This is a genomic window from Clostridium sp. OS1-26 (assembly GCF_030915445.1).
In the GTDB taxonomy this organism is placed as follows: Bacteria; Bacillota; Clostridia; order Clostridiales; family Clostridiaceae; genus Clostridium_AM.
In genome coordinates, this window is record NZ_CP133264.1 from 321,892 (window position 1) to 344,666 (window position 22,775).

Sequence of the window (22,775 nt, forward strand, 5' to 3'; positions counted from 1 at the left end):
TTTTGTGAACTCCTCTTATTATTCTTTCCACTCAACTAGATTTGGTATTTCATCTAAAATAGAGTCATATTGCTCTACTACTCCATATCTTCCTTCTGGGTCATGGCTCATATATCTATCATATTTTTCTATACGCTCCTTTTCGTTACACCATCCGTAATGTTTTATTCTTAAATTACTTATAGCACCAGGTAAATTATATATATTTAAAGGAAGTCTTCCACAGTGAACTGGGGTTTCATTCCATACATATATAAAATTAGGCTGATATCTAACAAGAAAACTTCTATAATATTTGTGTGCACACCAATACTTGTCCTCTCTATAATGCTCCTTATCCCAGAAATCATATAATCTAAAATCATAGTAATCATAATATGGCTGATTTATAAGATTTGTTATTTCATATTTAACTTTATCTTCAAATATTTCATCGGCATCAAGACATAGTATCCAATCAGGATTAGTTTTCACTGCCATATCCCATAATTGTTTTCTTAAATTCACTTCATTATTAAATCCTGAAACTTTGTTTGAAACTATAGTTAGTGGTATATCTTTTAGTATTCTTTTACATACTTCTACTGTATTATCTGTGCTGCCATCATCTAATATAACAGCTCTATCAATATATTGAGCTGCATATTTAAGTACATTTTCTAAATATCTATCTGCTTCATTTTTAACCAACATACATAAAGTCAACGTGTTACTTTTTGATTTTACAGCTGTTCTTGTAAAAGTATCATATCTATAAATAATAGATTTTCTACATTTATTTTTATAATCTTCAACACCCTTTAAATATTCTTCTCTATATATGTGATATGCTGGAATACTTGTTTCTACATATAGCTTTAATCCCATTCTTAATGCTCTAATACAAAAATGCCTATCTTCTCCTCTGTAGTTAACACTATCTAACTTTTTATAGCATACCCCCTTATCTAAAGCTTGTTTACTTATTAGAGTACATGCACCTAATCCACCAACTTCATAAACACCAGGAATTCTCATAGATTTAATAAAAGCATTCGTTCTACTTGTTATTTCTTCTTCAGTTAAAACTTCATTTTCTGCTTTATAATACAAAGTATAATTGCCACTAACCCATACCTGTGGCTTCTCTATATCACTTGAATTCCATTTGGTCCAAAAAACCTCAGATATTATATCTTTTTTAGTAGAAATTAATTTTTCCAATGTTTCAGGATGAAGTACTAAATCAGAATCCACTAAAAATAAATAATCATAATCATTTTCTTTAGCATAATCAATTATTCTGTCTTTATATTCAGCTACTTTCCAGATAAGCTCATCTTTCCACTGATGGCTAATATCATCACAAATGTATCTTCCTTGTTTTTCACCTCTTAATATTATGGTTTCACAATCTTGAATTTTAAAATTATTTAACATCTGTGAAGATACCAAATCTTCATTATCATCAAAAAACATAAAATTCACATTATAATCTTGTATATATAATTCTGATAGTGATTGTAAAAATTCTCTTAGTATTGATGTTTTCTGCCTAATAGTACTTCCTATTAATACTCTAGGTGCATTTTTTTTCTTTTCTTCTTCACTAGTATATTTAGACTTTTTAGGTTGAAGTTCTATTAAAACCTTATCATTAAATTTATCTTTATTTAATACCGCTTCAGCTTCACTATTAAAATATTTTGCTAACTCATTATTACCTTTCAATTGTTGAACATAAGCCATATTATATAATAAATCATAATATTGGCTATCTATACCTAGACCTTCTCTTAAAATTTCTTCTGCATCATCTAATCTACTTTCAATAACTGCAACAACAGCTTTAATGGAATAAATTTCAATATCGTTTTTTATGCTTTTCTCATATTCCATTATTAATTCTTTAGCTTGAAAAAGTTGTCCATTATTTATGATTTTAGATATATTTTCTTTTACTTTAATTTTATATTCCTCGATTAAGTTATTATTTTTATTCATATTTTTCACCTTAATTTATTTGGTATTCTTCAATAGCATTTTTTAAAACTAATTCCATCTTCCTTACTATTTGAGTATCTACATCTACACAACTTTTTGCATATTGAATAGCACTCATTGCTAATTGTATAGTTGAAGCATGCATCTCATTTTTATTTTCAATAATATAATTAATATATTTAATTATTTTTTTATATTCACTATTAGCACAACAGCAGACTAATGCCATATTTATAGCTTCTTCACTGCAAGATAATGAATTAAATATAAAAGCAAGATCATTTGCAATATCGTGTTTGTAAAATTCTTTTAATAAATTTAAATATATTTCTATATACTGTAATGATTTTTTATATTCTTCTTTAATAAAGAATATTTTTCCTTTCATAAATATAAAATCTATAAAATCATTTTGCTTTTTAAGAGCTAAGTCACAAATTTCTATAGCTTTATCAAGCATACCTTTAGCCATATACACACTAGCTGCTTCATTATAATATGTTAAGTATTGTTTGTTAAAAGCACTATCCTTCATTTTATTTATTAATACTTCTGTAAACTTTAAAGCTTCCTCTAAATCCCCATGACCCTTATATGTACCAATTATTTGATATATATAATAAATCCTATCTGGATTTTTTCTCAATTCTTCCTTTAGTAACGATAAGTTTCTATTATGTTTTATTTTTTCAGCTTTTTCATCCATAATATATCCGTAATGTAGAATATATGTATTAAAATTTTTAGTATTATTTAAACTATTATTATCAAATACAATTATAGGTTGTTCGTGAATTCTTCCTAAATAACAAAATCTCTCTTTATTTTTAAATATAATTGTTCTATTAAAAACTGAAAAACTTTTCAAGTCTTTATCTAAAAAATTCTTTTCCTTAAATAAGAAGGAGTTATATTTTTTATATTCATTACTATTAAAAAGCTTTATTAATTCCTCCGCAGAAGCTTTATCCAATTCTTCATCCGCATCTATTACAAATAAATACTCACCCTTTGCCATAGCTATACTATAATTCCTAGCTTCTGCAAAATCATCTTTCCATGGATGAAAATAAATTTTATCTGTATATTTTCCGGCTATATTTATAGTATCATCCGTTGATCCTGTATCTACTAATATTATTTCTGCCAGTCCACTTTCGACTAAAGGCTGCAAACTTTTTAAACATCTTTCAATATGCTTTTCTTCATTTTTAGCTATCATACAAACACTTAATTTATAATAGTACATATTATTTTCATGTATTATTCTTTGTATATAATATCTAACAGGTAATGCTAAATACTCAACTTTCATTGATGCTTTTTCTAATAAAGTAATTGATTTTCTTATTTCATTAATATTTAAGTAATATATAGCTTTATCGACATCTAACATAGAGATTTTTTCCTGTGAAGAAATAAGTTCACTATTTATTCCGTTTAATTTATCTAGAATATAAAATGCATAATTAGTATACTCTATAAATACTTGTATTAATTTATCTTTCTTTTCTTGAATATAGGATTTATCACACATATATATCAAGTAAGCTTTAATCACAGTAAAATATATAAGCACATTTTTATTATTGTGTCTTTTTAATTCATTCTGTATATCTATAGATATTATAAAATCATAAATAAATAGATATAATCTATCATTTTCATTAAAAAGTTCATTTAAATATTCAGCCATTAAAATTAGCTCATTATGATTTAGAGCTTCCATTAGCTCTCCAAAATTTTTTGAATAAATAAATTCTTTAATGTTATTTTTATTCATATCATTCACCTTAAGTTTTTATTTCAAAGTAGATTTTTTTACTCCATGTGCAAATCCCCTACATTCTGCTAAAATATCAGGTTTATCTTTAAGCTTCCAAAACTCTATATCTTGAAATCCTGCTGCTAAAAGCATATGGCCTAAACATTGTAATGATGGTACCCACCAATTAGTATCATTAGTTCCATATTGGTTTCCGGAATAAAATTCTGCTACTACTTGATTTCCTGAATATCCATGTCCGAATCCGCCATTAAATATGCTACAATCATCTAGTATAGCAGTTTCAACATATATTTCACCATCACAGAGTGCTGATACCTTGTCCAAAGCCAAAGAGGGTGTCTTAAATGATATAGAACACCAAAAAAGAATACAACATCAAATCTTCCAAGTAACTCTTCACTAATATCATAAACTGACATATCATAACGCTGACACTGCTCATCTGTGTATCCAAATGCTTCTTTGCATAAATCAAAAGTTTCCCAAGCTTTCCTATCAGAATTCTCTAGCTTACCAAGGAAATCTGAAAAATCATCTATTGCCACAACTTGTTTTGCTCCTCTTTTTAATGCTTCAAAAGTCCAAAATCCATCCCAAGCTCCTACATCTAGAACTCTTAATCCTGTCATGTCCTGTGGAATTCTATACATCCCTCTATTTAAAGGTGCCCAGCCAGGTGTTACAATTCCTTCTGTTAGCTCTATTTTATGATACCAAAATGGAAACTTATTAATTTTCTCTATTAAACTTATTTTATTATTTAAATCACTAATTCCATTTATTAAACTATTTTTCATTTCCATCAGAATATATTTACTATCTAATCGTTCATAGGCCTCATATAAATTTTCTAGAATTTTATTTATATATGAATATAATTTATTCATTAAATTATCGTTTGTATTTTTAATATTTAAACAAGCTTCTTCTATATCCATTATATTATTCACTATTCTATTAAAATCACTTACAGTACTGATTAATTCACCTTTTTCTATTCTTATTGCTAAATTTTCAAGTTCTTTTAGAACCTCATTAATTTTTTTTACTATATTTTCACTATTATTTATATTGTTCATTTTTCATACCTCACTAAACTTCTACTGATTTATTATATTTTTTGAATTATATATTTTATATATTTACTTCATTGATTCTAATTCATTTTTCTCAATATCATTTATTAAACCTTTTATTGCTTTTAATTGTTTTTGCAATGAATATCTATTTTTTATAAATTTTCTATATTCTATTGAGTTATACTCATTAGAGATTATCATGTTAACAGCCTCTTCTATAGTGTTAAAAATATATTTTTTATCATAGTGGTCTTTTATTCCTTCACAATTATGAAGTATAGGCTTTATTCCACTACACATAGCCTCCGCTGCAGCATAACATAACCCTTCATCTATACTTGATATAATCATGTAATTTATCTTTTTAAACCATTTAACTTTACTTTTAGAATCTTGCCACCCATCAAACTGAACATTTTCAAGCAAGCCATGCTCATTTACAAAATACTTAATATATCTAAAGGTTCTTGCATCTTGAATCTCACCTGCAAGATACAATTTATACCTGCTGTCTATATCATGAAGTTTTTTAAATATATCCATGGTTAACGGTAAATTTTTCTTAAAATTAATATATCCCAGGTATCCTATATTAAATCCTTTTTCTTTAATATTTAAAGGATATGCATCTAAATTAACTCCACAAAAAACTGTATCTATTTTTAAATTACCTTTATTTATATCTTCTGTATTTTCCTCAAATATTCTTCTAATATGAGGAGTAACTATTATAAGTTCATTTACATTTTTCCATTCTACGTTTCTTATAGAATCAGTATATACTTCATATCCATGTATCCTACATATTATTTTCTTCCGTTTTGCTAATTCTAACTTACTTCCATATCCAATAAGTTCATCACACCACTCAAACCAACATATATCTGCCCATTCCATTCCCTTATCAATATGATTATATTCTGTTACTATAATCTTTTTAGTTTCATACTCCTGTGATAACCCATTTATAATATCGTCAAGAAAACTATCTAATCCTTGCTTAACAAAAAGCTTATCTCTTTCTTTCCTTATAATCAGTAACTTTATGATGCTTTTTTATATTATTTACAATATTATTTATTTCTTTTATCATATTGTCATCACTACAAGTTTTAAGAGCATTTTCATAATAATATGTAGCCTCATTAAACTTTTGCAATCGTTCATTTACATATGCTAAATTATAATTTATATCAAAATTATTCTTATCTATATTAAATCCATCTTTAAGTATTTCTTCAGCTTCATAAAGATTATTCTTCATTATAAAAACAACAGCCTTCATAGAATACGCTTCAATATCATCTTTAACTATCTCAAAATATTCATTAATTAAAGAATATGCCTCATCTAACTTACCCTCATTTATTAAACCATCTATTTGTGATTTTATTTGTTTTTTCATATGTTCCATATTATTATCCATTTCACACCATCCACCTAAATATACTTTAATTTTATGTATACAAATTAATTAACATTATATCCTGGTATAATAGTTTCAAGGTATATTGCCATCGCATTTGCCATATCTTCATCTTCTGAAACAGCATTTTTAATTGCCCTTACAGCTGAAAGTAACTCTTTTTCCTGCATATGTTTAAAAGCCAAAAGTATATTTTCTAAAAATAATATCTCTTTTTCATTTAAGCTTTGCTTACTATTTTCATATATAAAAAAACTATAATCCATATATTTATATATGATTTTTAATATTTGCTCTTTATTTAAACCATTAATGGATTTTTTATTAAGAACTTGTACCAAAACATTTTTTATTGTTTTTCTCATCTCTATTATTTCATTTAATGTCAGGCCTGCATCCTTATTATTAATTAAAATAATAATAAACTCATATATGGCTTTTTCAAGTATTATCATATTTGAACTTTCCATATCGTGCTTTGCCAAAAATCTAATTATATCTTTTAATGAATTCTTCTCCTTTTTCTCTATAGCTTCTTTTAATAAATTAAAATATTCGTCTTTTATTTTTAATTTATTAAATTCATCTAAAAGCATTTTTAATTTATTATCATCTAAGCTTTCTATTTCATTTTTAATATAATAACTAAAGTTTAACTTATCATTTTCTGAAGCGGAATCTATATACGTTTTATAAAAAATAGCTAGTTCTTTAAATTTATTAAGCTGTATATAACTATTAATCATTCCAAATTGATATGTCACTACCTTACGCTTATCTTTATCCAATATATACTCTATAAATTCAGAATAATTCTCAAGCTTTAAATAAGCAGCCATTATATCTTTTTCTGCTATCTCACTTGAATCAAGGCTATAGAATTCTAATCTAGTATCATTTATTATAGGATTTTTTTGTATATTATTAAGTGAATTTAAATAAGACTTGTAATCCTTTATAGCTTCTCGGTAATTTGTTTTCAAAAACATTGATTGAGCTTTAAAATAAAATGCATCCATAAAGTCTGGAATTATACTTAAAATATCATCACATATTTTTATTGTTTCGTCATATAATCTATTGCAAAAATATACTACTGCAGCTGCAGTATAATACATAACATAATCATAATTTAATGGTTTATTATCTAATATTTTCATAAATAGTTTTGTTTGATTTAAACTTTCTTTATGATTTCCATATATAGAATAACTTTTTGCTAATTGATATCTATAATAAAGATTTAATGGATCTTTTTCTAATTCTTTTTTCAATATGTAGCTCGTTCTATTAAATTTCTTCTCTCTAACTTCCTTGCTATTCATGATATAACCGTAATGAGACAGGATTATATCTAAATTCCCAACTGGTTCTTTAAAGTTAGGTTGATTATGTACTGTACCAGAATAATAAAAAGTTCCATCATTTTTAAAAATATAATGCTGAGCTATTATACTAAATTTAATATTATTTTCATCTTCGTAATTCTTTACTTTAAATGAGAAACTATTAAAATTTTTATAAGCTTCAGAGCTAAAAAATTTAATACATTTATCTATTTCTAATTCTTCAAATTCGTTATCAGCATCTATAATGAATATGTACTCTCCCGTAGCTAATGATATACTCCAGTTTCTAGCTTCTGAAAAATCCCCCTGCCACTGATGGAAATATACTCTGTTAGTATATCTTTTTGCTATATCCACAGTTTTATCTGTAGAACCAGTATCTACAATTATAAGCTCTGCTAGCTCATTTTTTAATAAAGGAACTATGCTTTTCAAACATCTTTCTAAATTTTTTTCTTCATTTTTAACTATCATAGTTATACTAAACATATGTGAGTTCAATTTATTCTCATATATAAGTTTCTGTGCATAATATCTAGCTGGAAGCGTAATCACCTCATAAATTTCTCCTAGTTCCATTAAAATATTAGTAGCAGATTGAATTTTATTTGAGTCTATTAATTTTTTTACATCTTCTAGTCTTATTAATAATTTCTTTCTATCTGCATCTATACTTAAGTTATTTTTTAATGCATATGTTCCATAGTTTGAGTAATGAATTAGTAATCTTATTAATTTTTCTTTTTTATCTTTATCCATAAAAGAAGCAGATGTATTTTCATAGTACATTTCTATTAAATTTATGTATATTAGTACATTCTCATTTTGTGTAATCTTTAACTCTTCCTCTACATCTATTGAAGTCAAAAATTCATATATATTTGAATTAAAATTCTTATATTCATCAAATAAATTTTTTATATACGCTTCAACAACATCTTTCTCCACTATACTAAATATCTCATTTATTAATTTTTTTCTTTTAAAGCATTCAAATATGATATAACTAAAATAAACATCTCTCTCATTAAATTTACTTTTTTGTATTACATTTATTAAATTGTCTTTTGATAGTTTATTTTCTTGAAGCATTTTCATTGTTTTTAAATACTCACAGTATTTAAAATCTAATCCTTCAACAATAAAATATCTCTCTATTGATTCTCTAATATTATGATTTAATTTCATTTTACATTTCTCTATGTAATTATAAAATTTAAACTTAATATCTTCCTCTTTTATGATATAACTTTTATACCATAAATAAAGTTCTTCAAACTTTTCATCTTGTATAAATCTAGATATGTTATGTTTAAGATTAATACCTAAGTTGCTTAAATATGTGAGATTATCAATTTCAATATTTACTTTTTCTTCTCTCAAACTTTTATTATTATAAATAAGAGCTTCTTCTTTGATATAATAATTATTTTTATCATAATATTTTTTGAAATTTGCTTTTATATTTACATCTTGATATTTTAATAAAAATTCCTTTATTGTTTTTACTAAGACTTCAGTTAAAACCATTCTATCTTCTATAATCATTAAATTATCATTAAAACTTGAAGCATTGCAAAACTTATGAAATTTTTCATAATCTTCTTCAAACTCATATATAATATAATCATAATCTATTTTAAATTCGTTTTTTATATTATTTATTAATATTAGTTGAGTATCTCCATCCTCTAGAAGAGGCTTTAACATTTCAATATATCTATATATATTTTCTTTTGAATCTTCTTTTATAACTATACTTAAGTTTTTCATTTTCTCCTCCAGAATATCTTTATCTATTCTTTGTCGTATTAGCCTTATCTTTGTAATACTCAGCTAGAACTTCATTTCCTTTTAACTCTTGAACATAAGCCATATTATATAATAAATCATAATATTCTTTATCTAGATTAATTCCTTCTTGCAGAACTTTCTCTGCTAAAGCTATGTTTCCTTCTATAATAGCTATAACTGATTTTATAGAATAAATCTCTATATCTTCTTTTGCTATTTTTTCATATTCATTTAATAATATTTTAGCCTGTTGCAAATTACCTTGCTCTATAATTTTAACTATATCAGCTTTTATTTCTTTTTTCTTCTCACTATTACAATAATCTATCCATAAATTTTTATAAACTTTCTCTAATTCCTTTGTAAACTTATCCCCCTCCATTAAAGGAGAGCTTTTCATATTAGTTCTAAGATTTAATTTTATTTTCTTTAGTTTTTCTATATTTCCAGCTAAATCTACAGCTTTTTGAATATATTCCTCTTCGCTATAAGCTATAAGTTCATCTAATCCTACATTAGTAAGTAAGCTAACTCCTACTCTTGAAGCATGCCTTTCTCCAGCTAATGTTATAACAGGTACTCCCATATACATTGCCTCACAGGTAGTAGTTGTTCCATTATAAGGATACGTATCTAATGCTATATCTACATCATTATATCTATTCATATGGTCCTTTACACTTATATCTCTTTCTATAAATTCTAACTGTTCTTCCTTTATTCCATATTTATAGAATCTCTCTTTAGTACTATTTATAATTTCTTCATCTAAAAAAGCAGTATTTTTAACTACTAATACAGATTTATCTACTTGTTTTAATATATCACACCATAGTTTTATAGTGTCTTCTGTTATTTTAGCCATATTATTAAAACATCCAAAAGTAATCTTATTGTTTCTAATGCAAGGCATTTCTTCTTTTATTTCTGGACATTCTGCTGCTGAATAACATAGAAAACTTTTTGACATCCTTACTAATTTTTCACTATAGTATTTATCTGTGATACCCTGAGGGTCTGCATAGTTATCTGTTATCCTAAAGTCCATATTTTTTAATCCTGTAGTATTAGGATATCCTATCCAGGTTATTTGTATAGGGGCTATCCTCTTTGCAAATACGCTTAATCTATTTCTACCTGCATGTCCATTTAAATCTACTAATATGTCAATATCATCCTTCAATATAAGCTGTTCCACATCTTCATCTTTCATTTCGGATATATCTCTCCATTCATCTGCAAAGGATTTTAATGATTTTGTTATACCATCTTTCATTATCACATCAGAATAGCAGTAGATTTTAAAATCACTTTTACTATGTGCTACCATAGGCGCAGCTATAAAATACATAACTGAATGTTGTCTAAAATCTGATGATACATATCCTATTTTTAATTTTTTATTTAATTCTAAACTTTTTTGTTTTAACTTAAACTTTATTTTTCTTTCTCCTATAATTTTTCCAAAATCCAAATGTTTAAAAAACAACTCACTATCACTTAAAAAGAAATCATAATTTAAAGTTAATAATAAATTACCGTAAATATTAACTTTATTTTCTGAACTTTCAATAGCTTTCTCAAAATAATAAATAGCCTTTTCATTTTCCCCGGTCTTACTTAACAAATGTGCATAATTATTAAAAGCTGAGGTACTATACTCCTTTAATTCCATAGCCTTTTCAAAATATTTTCTTGCCATACTTACATTACCAAGGTTTGAATAACATTCTGCTATATAGTAATTTGCATAAGGGTAATCCGGAACTATGGCAACTATTCTTTTATACCAATATAATGCTTTTTCTAAATCTTCTTTTTCAAATAAATATTTCCATCCTAGCTTTGCCATACTTTCAATGTCCTTAGGATTTTTGCATATATCTTGTTCTAAAATTTTTATTTCCTTTACCATGTGTTTTCCCTTTCTAGTTTCTTCACTAATCCATCCCTTATTTCTTTAATCTTACATAGTTCTAAGCTTTTTCTATAATAATTTAAAGCTAACTCTCTTCTTTCAGTAACCTCATACACATAAGCTAGATTATATAATAAATCAAAAGAGTCACTATATTTTAAAATAGCACTTTTTAAAATATCTTCTGCTTCATAATACTTATTACTCATAATCATTATTATTGCTTTCATTGAATATATATCTTCATCAATTTTATATTTTTCGCATTCATTAATTAATAACTGTGCTTCTTCTAGTAACCCCTTCTCTATACGCTCTTGAATTTTAATTTTTAATTCTTTATAACTTTTCTCAAATTCATTATTATCTTTACATTTATTTTTCTCTTCTTCCTTTAACAGTTCTTCTATATAAATCTCCATAGCTCTTGCCATATTATTGTTTTTTTCTACTGCTATTTTTATAAACCTTATGGCAGTTAATAAATCTCCTTTTTCTAAATTTATAAAAGCATTTTTCATTTCTTTTAAAAATGCTTTTTCTTCTTCTTTTAGAATTGAATCTCTTTCTGTAAGTAAATCCATGGATTTTAAATATTTATCTATTATATATAAATACTCTTCTTTTGAAAGCCTTTTTATCTGCTTTGAATTTAATGTTCTCTGTAGTATAAAATCTACAGACTTTTTAAAAGCATTTAAGCCTTTTACATCTACTTCATTATTAAAATCTTTTACAAATGCAATTAAATCTTCTATTATATATTCTGTTGATGTTTTATCTATATTTTCAAGATTGCAACTTTCTATAAACTGTAATAAAGATATTTTTTGTGTCTTGTAAGAACATACTAGATATATATTTTGTGCTGTTTCTCTACAATTTAAAGAATAAAACAAAAATCTTGTATCATTAAATATTTCATGATTTTTAAAATCACTTAATAATTTAAGATACTGTCCCGCATATTTTAAAGCTTCTTTATAACATTTTTTTTTGTAAAAAGCATAAATCATACTATATATTAAATCAATAAAATCTTCTTGTCTTCCTAAACCTTTGTTGCAAATTTCAATAACCTTATCATACATACCTGCGGTTGTGTAAATTCTAGCTGCCGCGCTATAGTAAAGTAAAAACAATTTATTATACTTCTTATTTTTTATTAAATTCATTAAAATCTCTATTTCTTTTACTGATTCATTTAAATCGTTATGCATTTCATAAGTTACACTTAATTGATACCTATAATAAAGATTCTCTGGATTTTTTATTAACCCTTTTTTTAGTATTTCAGAATTTCTCTTATATTTTTTTTCTTTAACCTCTTCATTCATTATGTATCCATAGTGTAATACAATTACATCTAAATCCTTACGAGGTTCTAATATACTTGGCTGTTCATGTATACTTCCTACATAAAAAAAATCTTGTGAATTCTTAAATATAAATGCCCTAGTAAATACTCCAAAATCTTTTAACTGTTTATCTATAAAATTTTTTTCTTTAAAAGTAAAAGCATTAAATTTTTTGTATTCATTATTATTAAATAAATTAATTATTTTTCCTAAAGAATCTTCTTCTATTTCCTCATCTGCGTCTATGATTAAAAGGTACTCTCCTTTTGCTTTAGATATACTATAGTTTCTAGCTTGAGCAAAATCATTTTTCCAATTATAAAAATATATATTATTAGTATATTTTCTAGCTATTTCTACAGTAGTATCTGTAGAGCCTGTATCTACAAAGACTATTTCAGCTAAACTTTCTTCTACTAATTGATATAGACTTTTTAAACATCTTTCTATATGCTTTTCTTCATTTTTAGCAATAATACATATACTTAGTTTCATGCTGCACCCAACTCTCAAATTTAAATTTCACTTGATACTATTATAAGTATCGGCTCAGTTTAGTGTTTCTTTAAAAAATAAAAGACCAGAAATTTCTTTCTGATCTTTTATATGAATTACTATAAATATTAACCTCTTAATAATTGAAGAACTTGTTGTGGAGCTTGGTTTGCTTGCGCTAACATTGATTGTGCAGCTTGTGTTAATATGTTTGTCTTTGTGAAGTTCATCATTTCTTTTGCCATGTCTACGTCTCTTATTCTTGATTCTGATGCACTTAAGTTTTCGCTTGCTGTATTTAAATTTGCTATTGTGTGCTCTAATCTGTTTTGGTATGCTCCAAGTTTTGCTCTTTCTGTTGATACTGAATTTATTGCAGTATTTATTGTTGTTAATGCGCTTCCTGCTGCTGCTGTACTTCCCACGTTTAATGCATATTCATTTGCACCAGTAACTGATATATCTGTTAATGTTGCTGTATTCGTTCCAGTACCAGCAGTAACAGTAGAAATTCCAAGTGCTCTTGCTCTCATATCACTAATTTGCATCTTGAATGTTTGGCTTTCATTAGCTCCTATTTGTAATGTTGCTGATAATGTTTGTCTTGTTGTTGATGCTGACGCACCATTTAATAATTTTTGTGTATTGAATTCTGTTGTATTTCCTATTCTGTTGATTTCTGATGTTAATTGGTTCATTTCTCCTTGGATAGCTTGTCTGTCTATTGATACGTTTGTATCATTAGCTGATTGTGTTGCTAACTCTCTCATTCTTTGAAGAATTGCATGAGTTTCGTTTAATCCACCTTCTGCTGTTTGTATCATTGAGATACCATCTTGAGCATTTCTTGAAGCTTGATCAAGACCTCTGATTTGTCCTCTCATTTTTTCTGATATTGCTAGTCCAGCAGCGTCATCTCCTGCTCTGTTTATTCTTAAACCTGAGCTTAATTTTTCCATTGACTTTCCAGCTGTTGTTGTGTTAGCCATCATGTTTCTGTGTGCATCCATTGCATTTAAGTTGTGATTAATTATCATTTTTTATTCCTCCCTGATTTTCAAATTAAGTAAACTTCCTTGTCTACTTATTTTTATTTTTAATGTTTGTACTAAATATATCGGATTATATTTTTTATCCTTTATACTTTTAAATAAAATTTTTTAATTTATTTAAAAATAAAATTTCACATTGTTTTGTTAAAAAATAAAGAATCTACACTAGATTTTTTATTATAACTTTTCCTTGCTGATTTATTTTTAGCTATTGAATTAAGCTCATTCTTTATTTTGCTTTTCTTTTCATTCATTAAATCTGTCAGCCTTTTTTGCAGAATCAAAATCTGTAAGTCTTTTACTATTCTTGAGAATTCCTCTTTTGTATGCTCTATAGAATTTATCTTATCGATTATATTTTCTCTTTTTTCAATCAAACCTTCTATATCGTCATACAGTTCTGATTCTACTATACTTATAAGCTGCAGAGTACACTCCTTATATTGATTTAAAAGACCTTCTAATTCAGTATTCATCTATTTTTATTGACCTCCACCAAGCTGCTGTGCCAGCCACTGTGATTGAGAATTTAGTTTTTGAAGAGCTTGTTCCATAGCTGAAAATTTTTTGTAATATTGATCTTCCTTATCAGATAACTTATCTGTAAGACTCTTAATAAGATCATCTTTCTCCTGTAATTGCTTAGGTATGAGGCCTCTTGTGTCTGTTATATCTCCTTGAACTCCTGCCTTTTCTATGAGTATTCCCTTATTTCCCTGAGAATCTCTTGACATTCTTACACTATCTTGTATAATATCGCTTATTCTTTGAAATATTCCTTCTTCTGAATACCTTGTTGCTCTGTCAGTATTACTCATAGTTGGGCTATAATAAGGCTTAGAAGTAGATTTCTGTGTAAATAGTTTAGCTATTTTATCACCATCAGTTTGTAATGCCTGCTTTAACTTATCTTCATCTATTATAATTTTTCCTCTCTGAGTTGTATCATCAGATGTAGATAATCCTATATCATATAAATTTATTCCTGCATCCTTTACTGCATCATAAAAAGCTGTTCTCATTTGTGAAGCCATATTACTAAGTGTTAAATCATTTTTTAACAAACCTTGCTTCGCTTTATTTTCTAATTCTGTTATCTTATCTTCCTGTCCCTGATCTTTTAAAGCTTTCTTTTCATCGTCACTTAAAGGTTTGTAGCTATACTGTCTCTTTTCATCTGTCTTTGTATTTATCTTCCCTATCAAATCATTATACTTGCTTATAAAGTCCTTTATTTTGTTAAGAGTAGCATCTGTATTTGGCGCTACATTTAATGTTGCCGTGGAATTATTAGCAGCACTAGGATCTATTTTGTAATTTACACCATCTATAGTAAAGTTATTTGAAGATTGTGTAACAGTTGTAGCTACTCCCCCTGGCTCTGTTATAGTAAAAGAACCATCAACAGCTTTTTGCACGGTTAACCCTGCTGGAGCAGCTGCATTTGTATCTACAGTTCCAGATCCAAAAAGGGTAGACATAAATGTTCCTGAGTTGTCTTGTGCCGTAAAGTTTTGAGATACTCCTGTATTTCTACTAGTTACTGTAAAGTTTCTTGTAAGTTCACTATAAGCAATATTTACATTAGCCTTAGTAGAAATTTCAGTCATTATACTGGATATACTTCTACCACTGGCACCTATATATCCACTTGCTAATGATGAATCTCCTGCAGCCTTTGAAAAATCATACTTAAATTCAACTCCATTAATTGTAAAATCTGCTTGTCCAGTTAAAAGATTATTAATACTATCACTTTGAGATTGGGCTAACTGAGAACCGTTAATAAAACCTAAAGTGTTTGAAGCATTACCACTTAACGTTATTTGAGCCGAAGTAGTTGAAACTAGCTGAATTTTATTACTACCATCTATTGCAGTTCTCGCTGATATAGTGTTAACGCCTGCTGCTGTTAACTGAGTATTTATTTGTGAAATTAAGTCTGCTGTTATGTCAGCATCACTTGTCCCTAAAGCTGTATAATCCTTTGCAGCAAGAGTGATGGTAGCTCCACCTATACTAAAAGTATCATTTTTTCCTGTTATTATTTGTCTATCATAACTAAAGCCATTAGATGAAAAGTTTAATTTACTTCCTGTCGCCCCTGCTGTATCTCCGTTTCCAGTAATGGTAGGCAGTGTAGTTGATACAGCTGCACCTCCTGCGGTATAGGTTACAGTACCTGCATGAGCTGATTTATCAGAAGTATTTATAAAGCTTATAGTTTGCCCATCTGTAGACTGTGCTGCTACTCCTGTTGGAAAAGTCGTACTACCATCTGCAGACTTTAAGCCTGATATCTGACCATTTATCATTCCTGCAATATCACTAGTAGTAAAGTTTCCTTTGGCTAAAGTTATATTATAATCTTTTCCATCCACATTAAGAGTTACAGCTTTATTTGTATCATCTATTGTTATCTTTTTATTAAATTGAATGCTTTTACCATCACTACTTATCACAGCTACCACATTATCGCTTAATTTTCCTGTGCCTACTGCAGTGTTGCTCATTTTAGTATTTAAATCTGCAGCCATTTGTGATAAGTTTCCATAAACTTTTCCTGTATCCAAAGTAATATCATAATTTGACCCTATATTCACATGAAATGTATTATTAGTATTGTCTACAACTATTGGGAATCCAATAGTTCCGCCTTGCTCTACATTTATAGACTTACTTGTTATACTTGCTCCTTTTGCAACATTATTAACAGTTACGTTATAAGTACCTGTTCTTGCAGTTGAGATAGCTGTTGCATTTATCTTACTGGTAGTATCTGAACTAGTTACACTAGCTGCTGAAAATGTGTTAGAAGATAAAATATAGGTATCGCTTTTTAAAGTGTCGAAATAAGTGCTTGAAAATGTATTTAAATTTCCAATCACCTCTCTATACAAGTCTTGCTTCCACTGTATTACTTGTCTGTCCTGTTTTACCTTATCTATCTTGGCATTCTCAGCTTTCATAAGCTTTTGAATAGTACCATCTACATCAAATCCTGAAAAACCAGTTATTCTATTTATATTACTCAATTTTTAAACACTCTCCTTTCTCCTAGGACATAAGCTATTTATAAATAGCATTTTATATTTTATAAATCAAATCTATACTTTTTCTTATTTTGCCTCTTTAGATATCTTATAAGCTTCATTCCACATATCTCTTACACTTTCTGCAAGAGGTATAATTTCATCCATTATCTTTACATCTTTTTTTGTATTTGCATCTCTAAGTCTTCTTATGATAAAATCATATATCCCAAGTAACTTAGATCCCCACTCTCCTGTCTGCGTTGTATCTAAAGTTAACATAAGTTCATAGAATATATCTTGAGTTTTTACTATGTTTTCATGCGCCCTAGGTATATCTTTTTCTTCTATGGCTTGTCTTGCTATCTTTGAAAACTTAACAGCTCCATCTAAAAGCATTAATAATAATTGTTCCTTTGAAGCAAAATTTACACTATTAGTTTTATATGCATTATATGCGTTTTGTGCATACATCTAAAACTCACTCCTTCTAATAAGAATTTAAACTGATATCTTTGGTATGACTTTTTTCTAATTTAGTAATGCTATAAATTAATTATCGTATATTTATTTCCATTATTTAATTTAAATTAAGAATCAAGATTTATTTCTTATCTTCAAAGTAATAAATACTAATTCTCTTTCTGTTATTTTTTTACATCTATCATATAACCTCTAACTTCATTCTCAGATAAGCCTTCTTTTTCTTCCTTATAAACCGAAACCTCTACTTCTTCAACTTTTACTGCATCTACAGAAAAAATTTTTTCTTTTCTCTTATCTTTTTGTTTTTCAAGCTCGGAACTAAAATCTTCTCCATTTCTATTTTTTTTATTTTCATTATCCTTATTTGTAACTATACCACTCTTAGTGTGAATCTTACCAGAACTTGTGGTTTCTTTAACTCTTTGGCGTACTTCAGGGTCTATTTTATTTAATCTAAATTCCATAGAATCATCCCCCTTTTAATAATTGAAACTTGACAATCGAGGCTACTCTTCTTTGTCAAGTTTCAATTAAATTAAGCTTTTTGATCTACAAATACTCCCGCTAGTTCACATAATTTGTCTATCATGTCTATAATTTTTTTAGGTGGTATTTCCCTTATTACTTCCTTTGTTTTACTATTTACTATTCTTATTGTTATATCTTTAAATTTTCCGTATACTTCATATTCCACATAAGTAGACTTATCTTCCATTAGTTTATTAAATTTATCTACTGATTTTTTTACCTCTTCTTCACTTATATTTTTATCCTGTACGCCTATTCCTTCTGAACTTTCAATATTTTTAGTACTAGGATTCAAGTTAACATATTCATTTTGCTGCAGGAAATCCACTTCATTTATTTGTCTTCCTTGACCTAAATTTTTTACTTCCATGCTTTACTCCACCTTTAAATATATTTTTATATATTTTTAAGCAACGAGATATCTGAAGCTACTGCATTTTTATTTTCCTCTACAACTTCCTTATACAATTCTTTTCTAAGGATAGTTACATTTTTAGGTGCATTAATTGAAAGTTTTACAGATCCATCGTCTACTTTAACCACTGTAATCTCTATGTTATCTCCGATTAATAAGGACTCACCTTTTTTTCTGCTAATTACTAACATTTAATCATCTCCTTAGCAGGTCTAATGCCTCCAATATATAATTATTAAATAATTATGTACCAAACAACGGATGTTTAATAGCATAATTAGGGCTATCTAGTATTATTTGTTCCCCTAATTTCTTGTTTATATTAATTACAATTGGAGCTTTTAAATTTATTGTTATATCTTCAATTTTTGAATTTAATGTTACCGTATTTAAAACAAGTACTTCCTCATGTCCTTCTACTTCAAGCTCCCTCATTTTTTCTTCATTTAAATCAAACTCGTAATCTTTAATGAAAAGGAAGGGCGAAACTACTACAATGCCTAACCCCTCGTCTTCTATAGAATGGAGTATGCTAAATACTTCATTTTCTTCTGCTGGAAACAAAATAAACTTTTTTGCTTTCTCAAAACCTGGCATTCCTTTTTCAAATTTTATTATGTCTTTTTCTTCATACTCCCTTACACCATGATACTTTGTATTTAATTTCATACTTAACAACCCCTTTTTCAGTTGACAGTTGAGAATTGATAATGAGAAATAAACCATTAGGCTCCCCACTATCCTTCTATTTGCTTATCTTATATAGTCCATAAGTGTTGGTTGAATCACTTTAGCACTAGTTTGTAATGACGCTAAATATACCGTCTGCATTACTGCAAATTCCATAGTCTTTTCAGTTATATCTATATCCTCTGTTTTTGAAAGTATATCTGTCATATCGTAATTTGACTGTTCATTTTGATCTTTAGCACTATCCATTCTATTTTGCATAGCACCAACCTCCGAACGAACTTTTAATATTTGTGCCATTGCATCACTTACGTCTTTTAAATCCTGATTGGTTAGGTTTGTTACAGCATTCGGATCACTTGCATTACCAGTATCATCTTTACCATCTAGATGATTTACTATTCTTTGAAGAAGATTTCTTATATCATCTTCACTTCCATCCTTTTTCGTATAGCTTATAACACTCTCTGCAGAAATATTATACTTTACTAATACCCCTTGAGAAATTTCTGTTTGTCTGTTTGATTTTATCGCTCCCAATTGAATTGCATCTTGTGAAGCTGGGTCAGTACTATTAGGATCTAATTCTGTTCCGTCTGCTTTTAGATATACAAGTTTTGTATTGCCTGATGACTCACAATCAAAGGTATAAGTAGTTCTCTGTGTAGGATCCGTAGCATTGACCTTGTTTCCCATATCTGGTGGTATTGTGAAAGTTAATCCATTTCCTATATCAAATGTTCCATCACTTTTAACACTTGGTGTAGATGCTAGGTTATAAGTAGTCCCTCCGTCTGTGCTTTTTAAAACATTTATCTTTGTAACCTTCGGTGGAGTAGAAGAATCTACAGCTGCTGCTTCTATCTTAAAGGTTACTTTTCCAGAACCATAAAAAGTTCCTGATACGCTAGCGTCGCCTCCAGTAGTAACCTTTGTTACTGAACCAACCTTAGAATTTGTTACAGCATCTACAGGTTTTGAAGTAGCTCTTATTCCACCAAATATATACTCACCATCAAAGCTTGTGTTTAATATTTGAGAAATCTGTCCTACTCTTTGGTTTAGTTCGTCTTTTATCTTAGCTCTTTCTTCTGATCCATAAGCTGCATTTCCTGCAGAAACTAATCTTTCTCTTATTGACTGAAATACATTCCCTAACTGCCCTAGTGCTGTGTCCGTAGTATCCATCCAATTTATTGTATTAGTTATATTTTTATTATATTGCTGATTTGCACCTATTGCTGTATGCATCTGCATTGATCTTGCCACGTTAAATGGATCATCAGAAGGTTTTGCAAAGTTTTTTCCTGATGTCATTTGTTTCTGAAGAGTTTGTAAACTCTGCAAGTTTCTATTCATATCACTTAAAAAGTTATTTGAAAGCATCTTGTTAGTTACACGCAATTTTTATCACCTCTTTATTTCTTTAGTCCGTTAACCACAACATCCAGTAGCTCATCTACTGTTGATATAATCTTTGCATTTGCTTGATAACAGTGCTGAAACTGAACAAGATTTGCCATTTCTTCATCAAGAGACACTCCTGATACAGAATCTTTTGATTCCTGAAAGCTTGAAAGAAGTTTAGCTTGATTTGTTACCATTCTTTTAGCTTCTTGTTCCTGTATACCAAGTCTATTTACCGTATCTTTAAAATAACTGTCTAATGTCATGCCGCCAGTAACATTTGTAACTACAGATATATTTAACTTTGGATCTTTATTAAAGTTATCTTTCAAAAAATCCGTTCTTGTAGTATCAGAACTTATATCTTGTATTTTCATCAAACTATCTCTAAGCATTTCAACAGCTAAAGCTCTTGTTCCATCACTTTCTCCTATTGGGTTACCGCTAGCATCGTATTGTGCTGCGGATTTTATAAGCATAGGATTTTTTAATATTGCATCATTTACTGTAATATTTGCAGCAGTAATCTCTTTTTCTGCTGAAGTTATTTTACTAGCATCGGTTCCAGTATAAACTCCATTTTTTGCAGCATCTGCATTTACAAAAAAGTTATTTATATCCGTAGCAGTATCCACTGATGGATCTAAGCTTTGACTCATTATAGAATTTACAGAAAGCGCTAGGGCTTTTGCGAATTTATTTAGTTGACCTTCATAGGTATCTACATCTTTCTGAACTGACATATACCCTTTTAATTCACCGGATGGAGCCTTAAATAATGCTAAATTTTCAAAATCTACTGCTAGTGGTGTATCTGAATTAACTAAGTTATCTGCATCTTTAATACTAGCTACGTTTCCCTTACCGTCAGTCTTTAATGCCACTCCATTGTTGTTAGCCCAAAGAACTCTGCATTCACTCAGCTGCTTAAATTTATCTTCAGCACTCACATAGCCTGGATCTCCTTTGGCACCAGTATCATTAATATTAACCTTTATTGTTACTTTATTGGCATCTGTAGTCTTATCACCATTTTTATAATAGGTAACTGTATAACTCCCAGGACCATCAAACTTTTCTTCTGACGATCCGTCCTTAATAATACTGTCTATAGATGAGAATCTGCAAGTATCCTCAGGATTAGTAGACTGCACTAAATTTAATATTCCTTTGGGTCCTGTTGGTGCAGTTCCATTGTCTCCTGCATCAGCATACTTGGATTCATTAGATGTAGTTACATCATAGCCATCAAAGGCTCTTTTATCTATCTTAATTCCAAACTTAGAACTTAATTGATCTAGTAAAAGATCTCTTCTGTCCATTAAATCATTGGGATTATTTCCTGCTACCTTAACTTGTGCTATTTGCTGATTTATTTGATTTACCTGTTTTAGTATGCTATTTATATCAAATACAGTATCCTTGATAACTGTCTGAGTATTCTTTTTAAGGCTTTCAAGCTCTGTATAGGTATGATTTAATTCATTAGCAAGTGCTAGTGATTGCTGTGCTACTATCGACTTTGCATTAGATTTACTTGCAGAGGTTCCTAGAGTATTCCATGAATCAAAAAACTTACCAATTAAGCTAGATATACCTGTGTCTGTTGGCTCATTCATTATATTTTCTATTTCGCTCAAGAACTTGTCTCTACCTGAAAACTGACCATTTACTCCCATTTCTACTCTTACCTGATAGTCAAGAAAACTATCTCTTATTCTGTCAACAGATTTAACATCAACTCCTGTACCCATTTGTCCTGGGCCTACTGCATTGTTTATACTAGGCATAGGAAAAGGTCTAGAGGTTTGAAGGGTAACCCTTTGTCTTGAGTATCCCTCTGTATTAGCATTCGCTATATTGTGAGAGGTTGTATCTATTGCTTTTTGCTGAGCAAATAATCCTCTGGTTGCTATATTAAAAGTTCCAAATAAACCGGACATTCTATCACTCCTCGTATTTTTGTTTCAAATT

At 28.3% G+C, this 22,775-nt stretch carries 19 protein-coding genes; all 19 read right to left on the bottom strand.

Features of this window, described 5'->3' with window-relative positions; genetic code table 11:
• Nucleotides 1–18 precede the first annotated feature (18 nt).
• Nucleotides 19–1,983 (bottom strand): glycosyltransferase, encoded by a 1,965-nt coding sequence (locus RCG18_RS01665; RefSeq protein WP_308039707.1) that lies wholly within the window; start codon nucleotides 1,981–1,983, stop codon nucleotides 19–21.
• 10 nt (nucleotides 1,984–1,993) lie between these two features.
• Nucleotides 1,994–3,766 (bottom strand): glycosyltransferase family 2 protein, encoded by a 1,773-nt coding sequence (locus RCG18_RS01670; protein WP_308039708.1) that lies wholly within the window; start codon nucleotides 3,764–3,766, stop codon nucleotides 1,994–1,996.
• An 18-nt stretch (nucleotides 3,767–3,784) separates the two neighbouring features.
• Nucleotides 3,785–4,096 (bottom strand): hypothetical protein, encoded by a 312-nt coding sequence (locus RCG18_RS01675; protein ID WP_308039709.1) that lies wholly within the window; start codon nucleotides 4,094–4,096, stop codon nucleotides 3,785–3,787.
• Nucleotides 4,039–4,851, bottom strand: coding sequence for a DUF1698 domain-containing protein (locus RCG18_RS01680; RefSeq protein WP_308039710.1), 813 nt, complete (start codon nucleotides 4,849–4,851; stop codon nucleotides 4,039–4,041). The genes RCG18_RS01675 and RCG18_RS01680 overlap by 58 nt, the downstream gene beginning before the upstream one ends.
• A gap of 63 nt (nucleotides 4,852–4,914) precedes the next feature.
• The gene (locus RCG18_RS01685; protein WP_308039711.1) at nucleotides 4,915–5,748 is read right to left on the bottom strand and encodes a glycosyltransferase; all 834 of its coding nucleotides are present in this window, start codon (nucleotides 5,746–5,748) and stop codon (nucleotides 4,915–4,917) included.
• Between the two features lie 115 nt (nucleotides 5,749–5,863).
• Nucleotides 5,864–6,277 (bottom strand): hypothetical protein, encoded by a 414-nt coding sequence (locus tag RCG18_RS01690; RefSeq protein ID WP_308039712.1) that lies wholly within the window; start codon nucleotides 6,275–6,277, stop codon nucleotides 5,864–5,866.
• Nucleotides 6,278–6,321: 44 nt separating this feature from the next.
• Nucleotides 6,322–9,399 (bottom strand): glycosyltransferase family 2 protein, encoded by a 3,078-nt coding sequence (locus RCG18_RS01695; RefSeq protein ID WP_308039713.1) that lies wholly within the window; start codon nucleotides 9,397–9,399, stop codon nucleotides 6,322–6,324.
• Nucleotides 9,400–9,418: 19 nt separating this feature from the next.
• Nucleotides 9,419–11,335 carry a hypothetical protein gene (locus tag RCG18_RS01700; protein ID WP_308039714.1) on the bottom strand — a complete coding sequence of 639 codons (1,917 nt, stop codon included), beginning with the start codon at nucleotides 11,333–11,335 and terminating at the stop codon, nucleotides 9,419–9,421.
• Nucleotides 11,329–13,191 (bottom strand): glycosyltransferase family 2 protein, encoded by a 1,863-nt coding sequence (locus tag RCG18_RS01705; RefSeq protein WP_308039715.1) that lies wholly within the window; start codon nucleotides 13,189–13,191, stop codon nucleotides 11,329–11,331. Before RCG18_RS01705 ends, RCG18_RS01700 begins: the two co-directional genes overlap by 7 nt.
• Before the next feature lie 128 nt (nucleotides 13,192–13,319).
• Complete coding sequence (hag, locus tag RCG18_RS01710; protein ID WP_308039716.1) at nucleotides 13,320–14,228, bottom strand: flagellin Hag; 909 nt, start codon at nucleotides 14,226–14,228, stop codon at nucleotides 13,320–13,322.
• A gap of 146 nt (nucleotides 14,229–14,374) precedes the next feature.
• On the bottom strand, nucleotides 14,375–14,719 hold the full coding sequence (locus RCG18_RS01715; protein WP_308039717.1) for a flagellar protein FliT: 345 nt from the start codon (nucleotides 14,717–14,719) through the stop codon (nucleotides 14,375–14,377).
• A 6-nt stretch (nucleotides 14,720–14,725) separates the two neighbouring features.
• Entirely contained in the window at nucleotides 14,726–17,278 is a 2,553-nt protein-coding gene (fliD, locus tag RCG18_RS01720; RefSeq protein ID WP_308039718.1) for a flagellar filament capping protein FliD, read from the bottom strand.
• 84 nt (nucleotides 17,279–17,362) lie between these two features.
• Complete coding sequence (fliS, locus tag RCG18_RS01725) at nucleotides 17,363–17,749, bottom strand: flagellar export chaperone FliS (protein ID WP_308039719.1); 387 nt, start codon at nucleotides 17,747–17,749, stop codon at nucleotides 17,363–17,365.
• 173 nt (nucleotides 17,750–17,922) lie between these two features.
• On the bottom strand, nucleotides 17,923–18,225 hold the full coding sequence (locus tag RCG18_RS01730; protein ID WP_308039720.1) for a hypothetical protein: 303 nt from the start codon (nucleotides 18,223–18,225) through the stop codon (nucleotides 17,923–17,925).
• 71 nt (nucleotides 18,226–18,296) lie between these two features.
• Nucleotides 18,297–18,659 (bottom strand): flagellar protein FlaG, encoded by a 363-nt coding sequence (locus RCG18_RS01735; RefSeq protein ID WP_308039721.1) that lies wholly within the window; start codon nucleotides 18,657–18,659, stop codon nucleotides 18,297–18,299.
• A 26-nt stretch (nucleotides 18,660–18,685) separates the two neighbouring features.
• Nucleotides 18,686–18,895, bottom strand: a complete 210-nt coding sequence (csrA, locus tag RCG18_RS01740) for a carbon storage regulator CsrA (RefSeq protein WP_308039722.1) — start codon at nucleotides 18,893–18,895, stop codon at nucleotides 18,686–18,688.
• Between the two features lie 52 nt (nucleotides 18,896–18,947).
• Complete coding sequence (fliW, locus tag RCG18_RS01745) at nucleotides 18,948–19,373, bottom strand: flagellar assembly protein FliW (RefSeq protein ID WP_308039723.1); 426 nt, start codon at nucleotides 19,371–19,373, stop codon at nucleotides 18,948–18,950.
• Between the two features lie 84 nt (nucleotides 19,374–19,457).
• Nucleotides 19,458–20,798: a flagellar hook-associated protein FlgL gene (flgL, locus tag RCG18_RS01750; protein WP_308039724.1), complete on the bottom strand. Its 1,341-nt coding sequence runs from the start codon at nucleotides 20,796–20,798 to the stop codon at nucleotides 19,458–19,460.
• A gap of 14 nt (nucleotides 20,799–20,812) precedes the next feature.
• On the bottom strand, nucleotides 20,813–22,744 hold the full coding sequence (flgK, locus tag RCG18_RS01755; protein ID WP_308039725.1) for a flagellar hook-associated protein FlgK: 1,932 nt from the start codon (nucleotides 22,742–22,744) through the stop codon (nucleotides 20,813–20,815).
• Nucleotides 22,745–22,775: the final 31 nt, after the last annotated feature.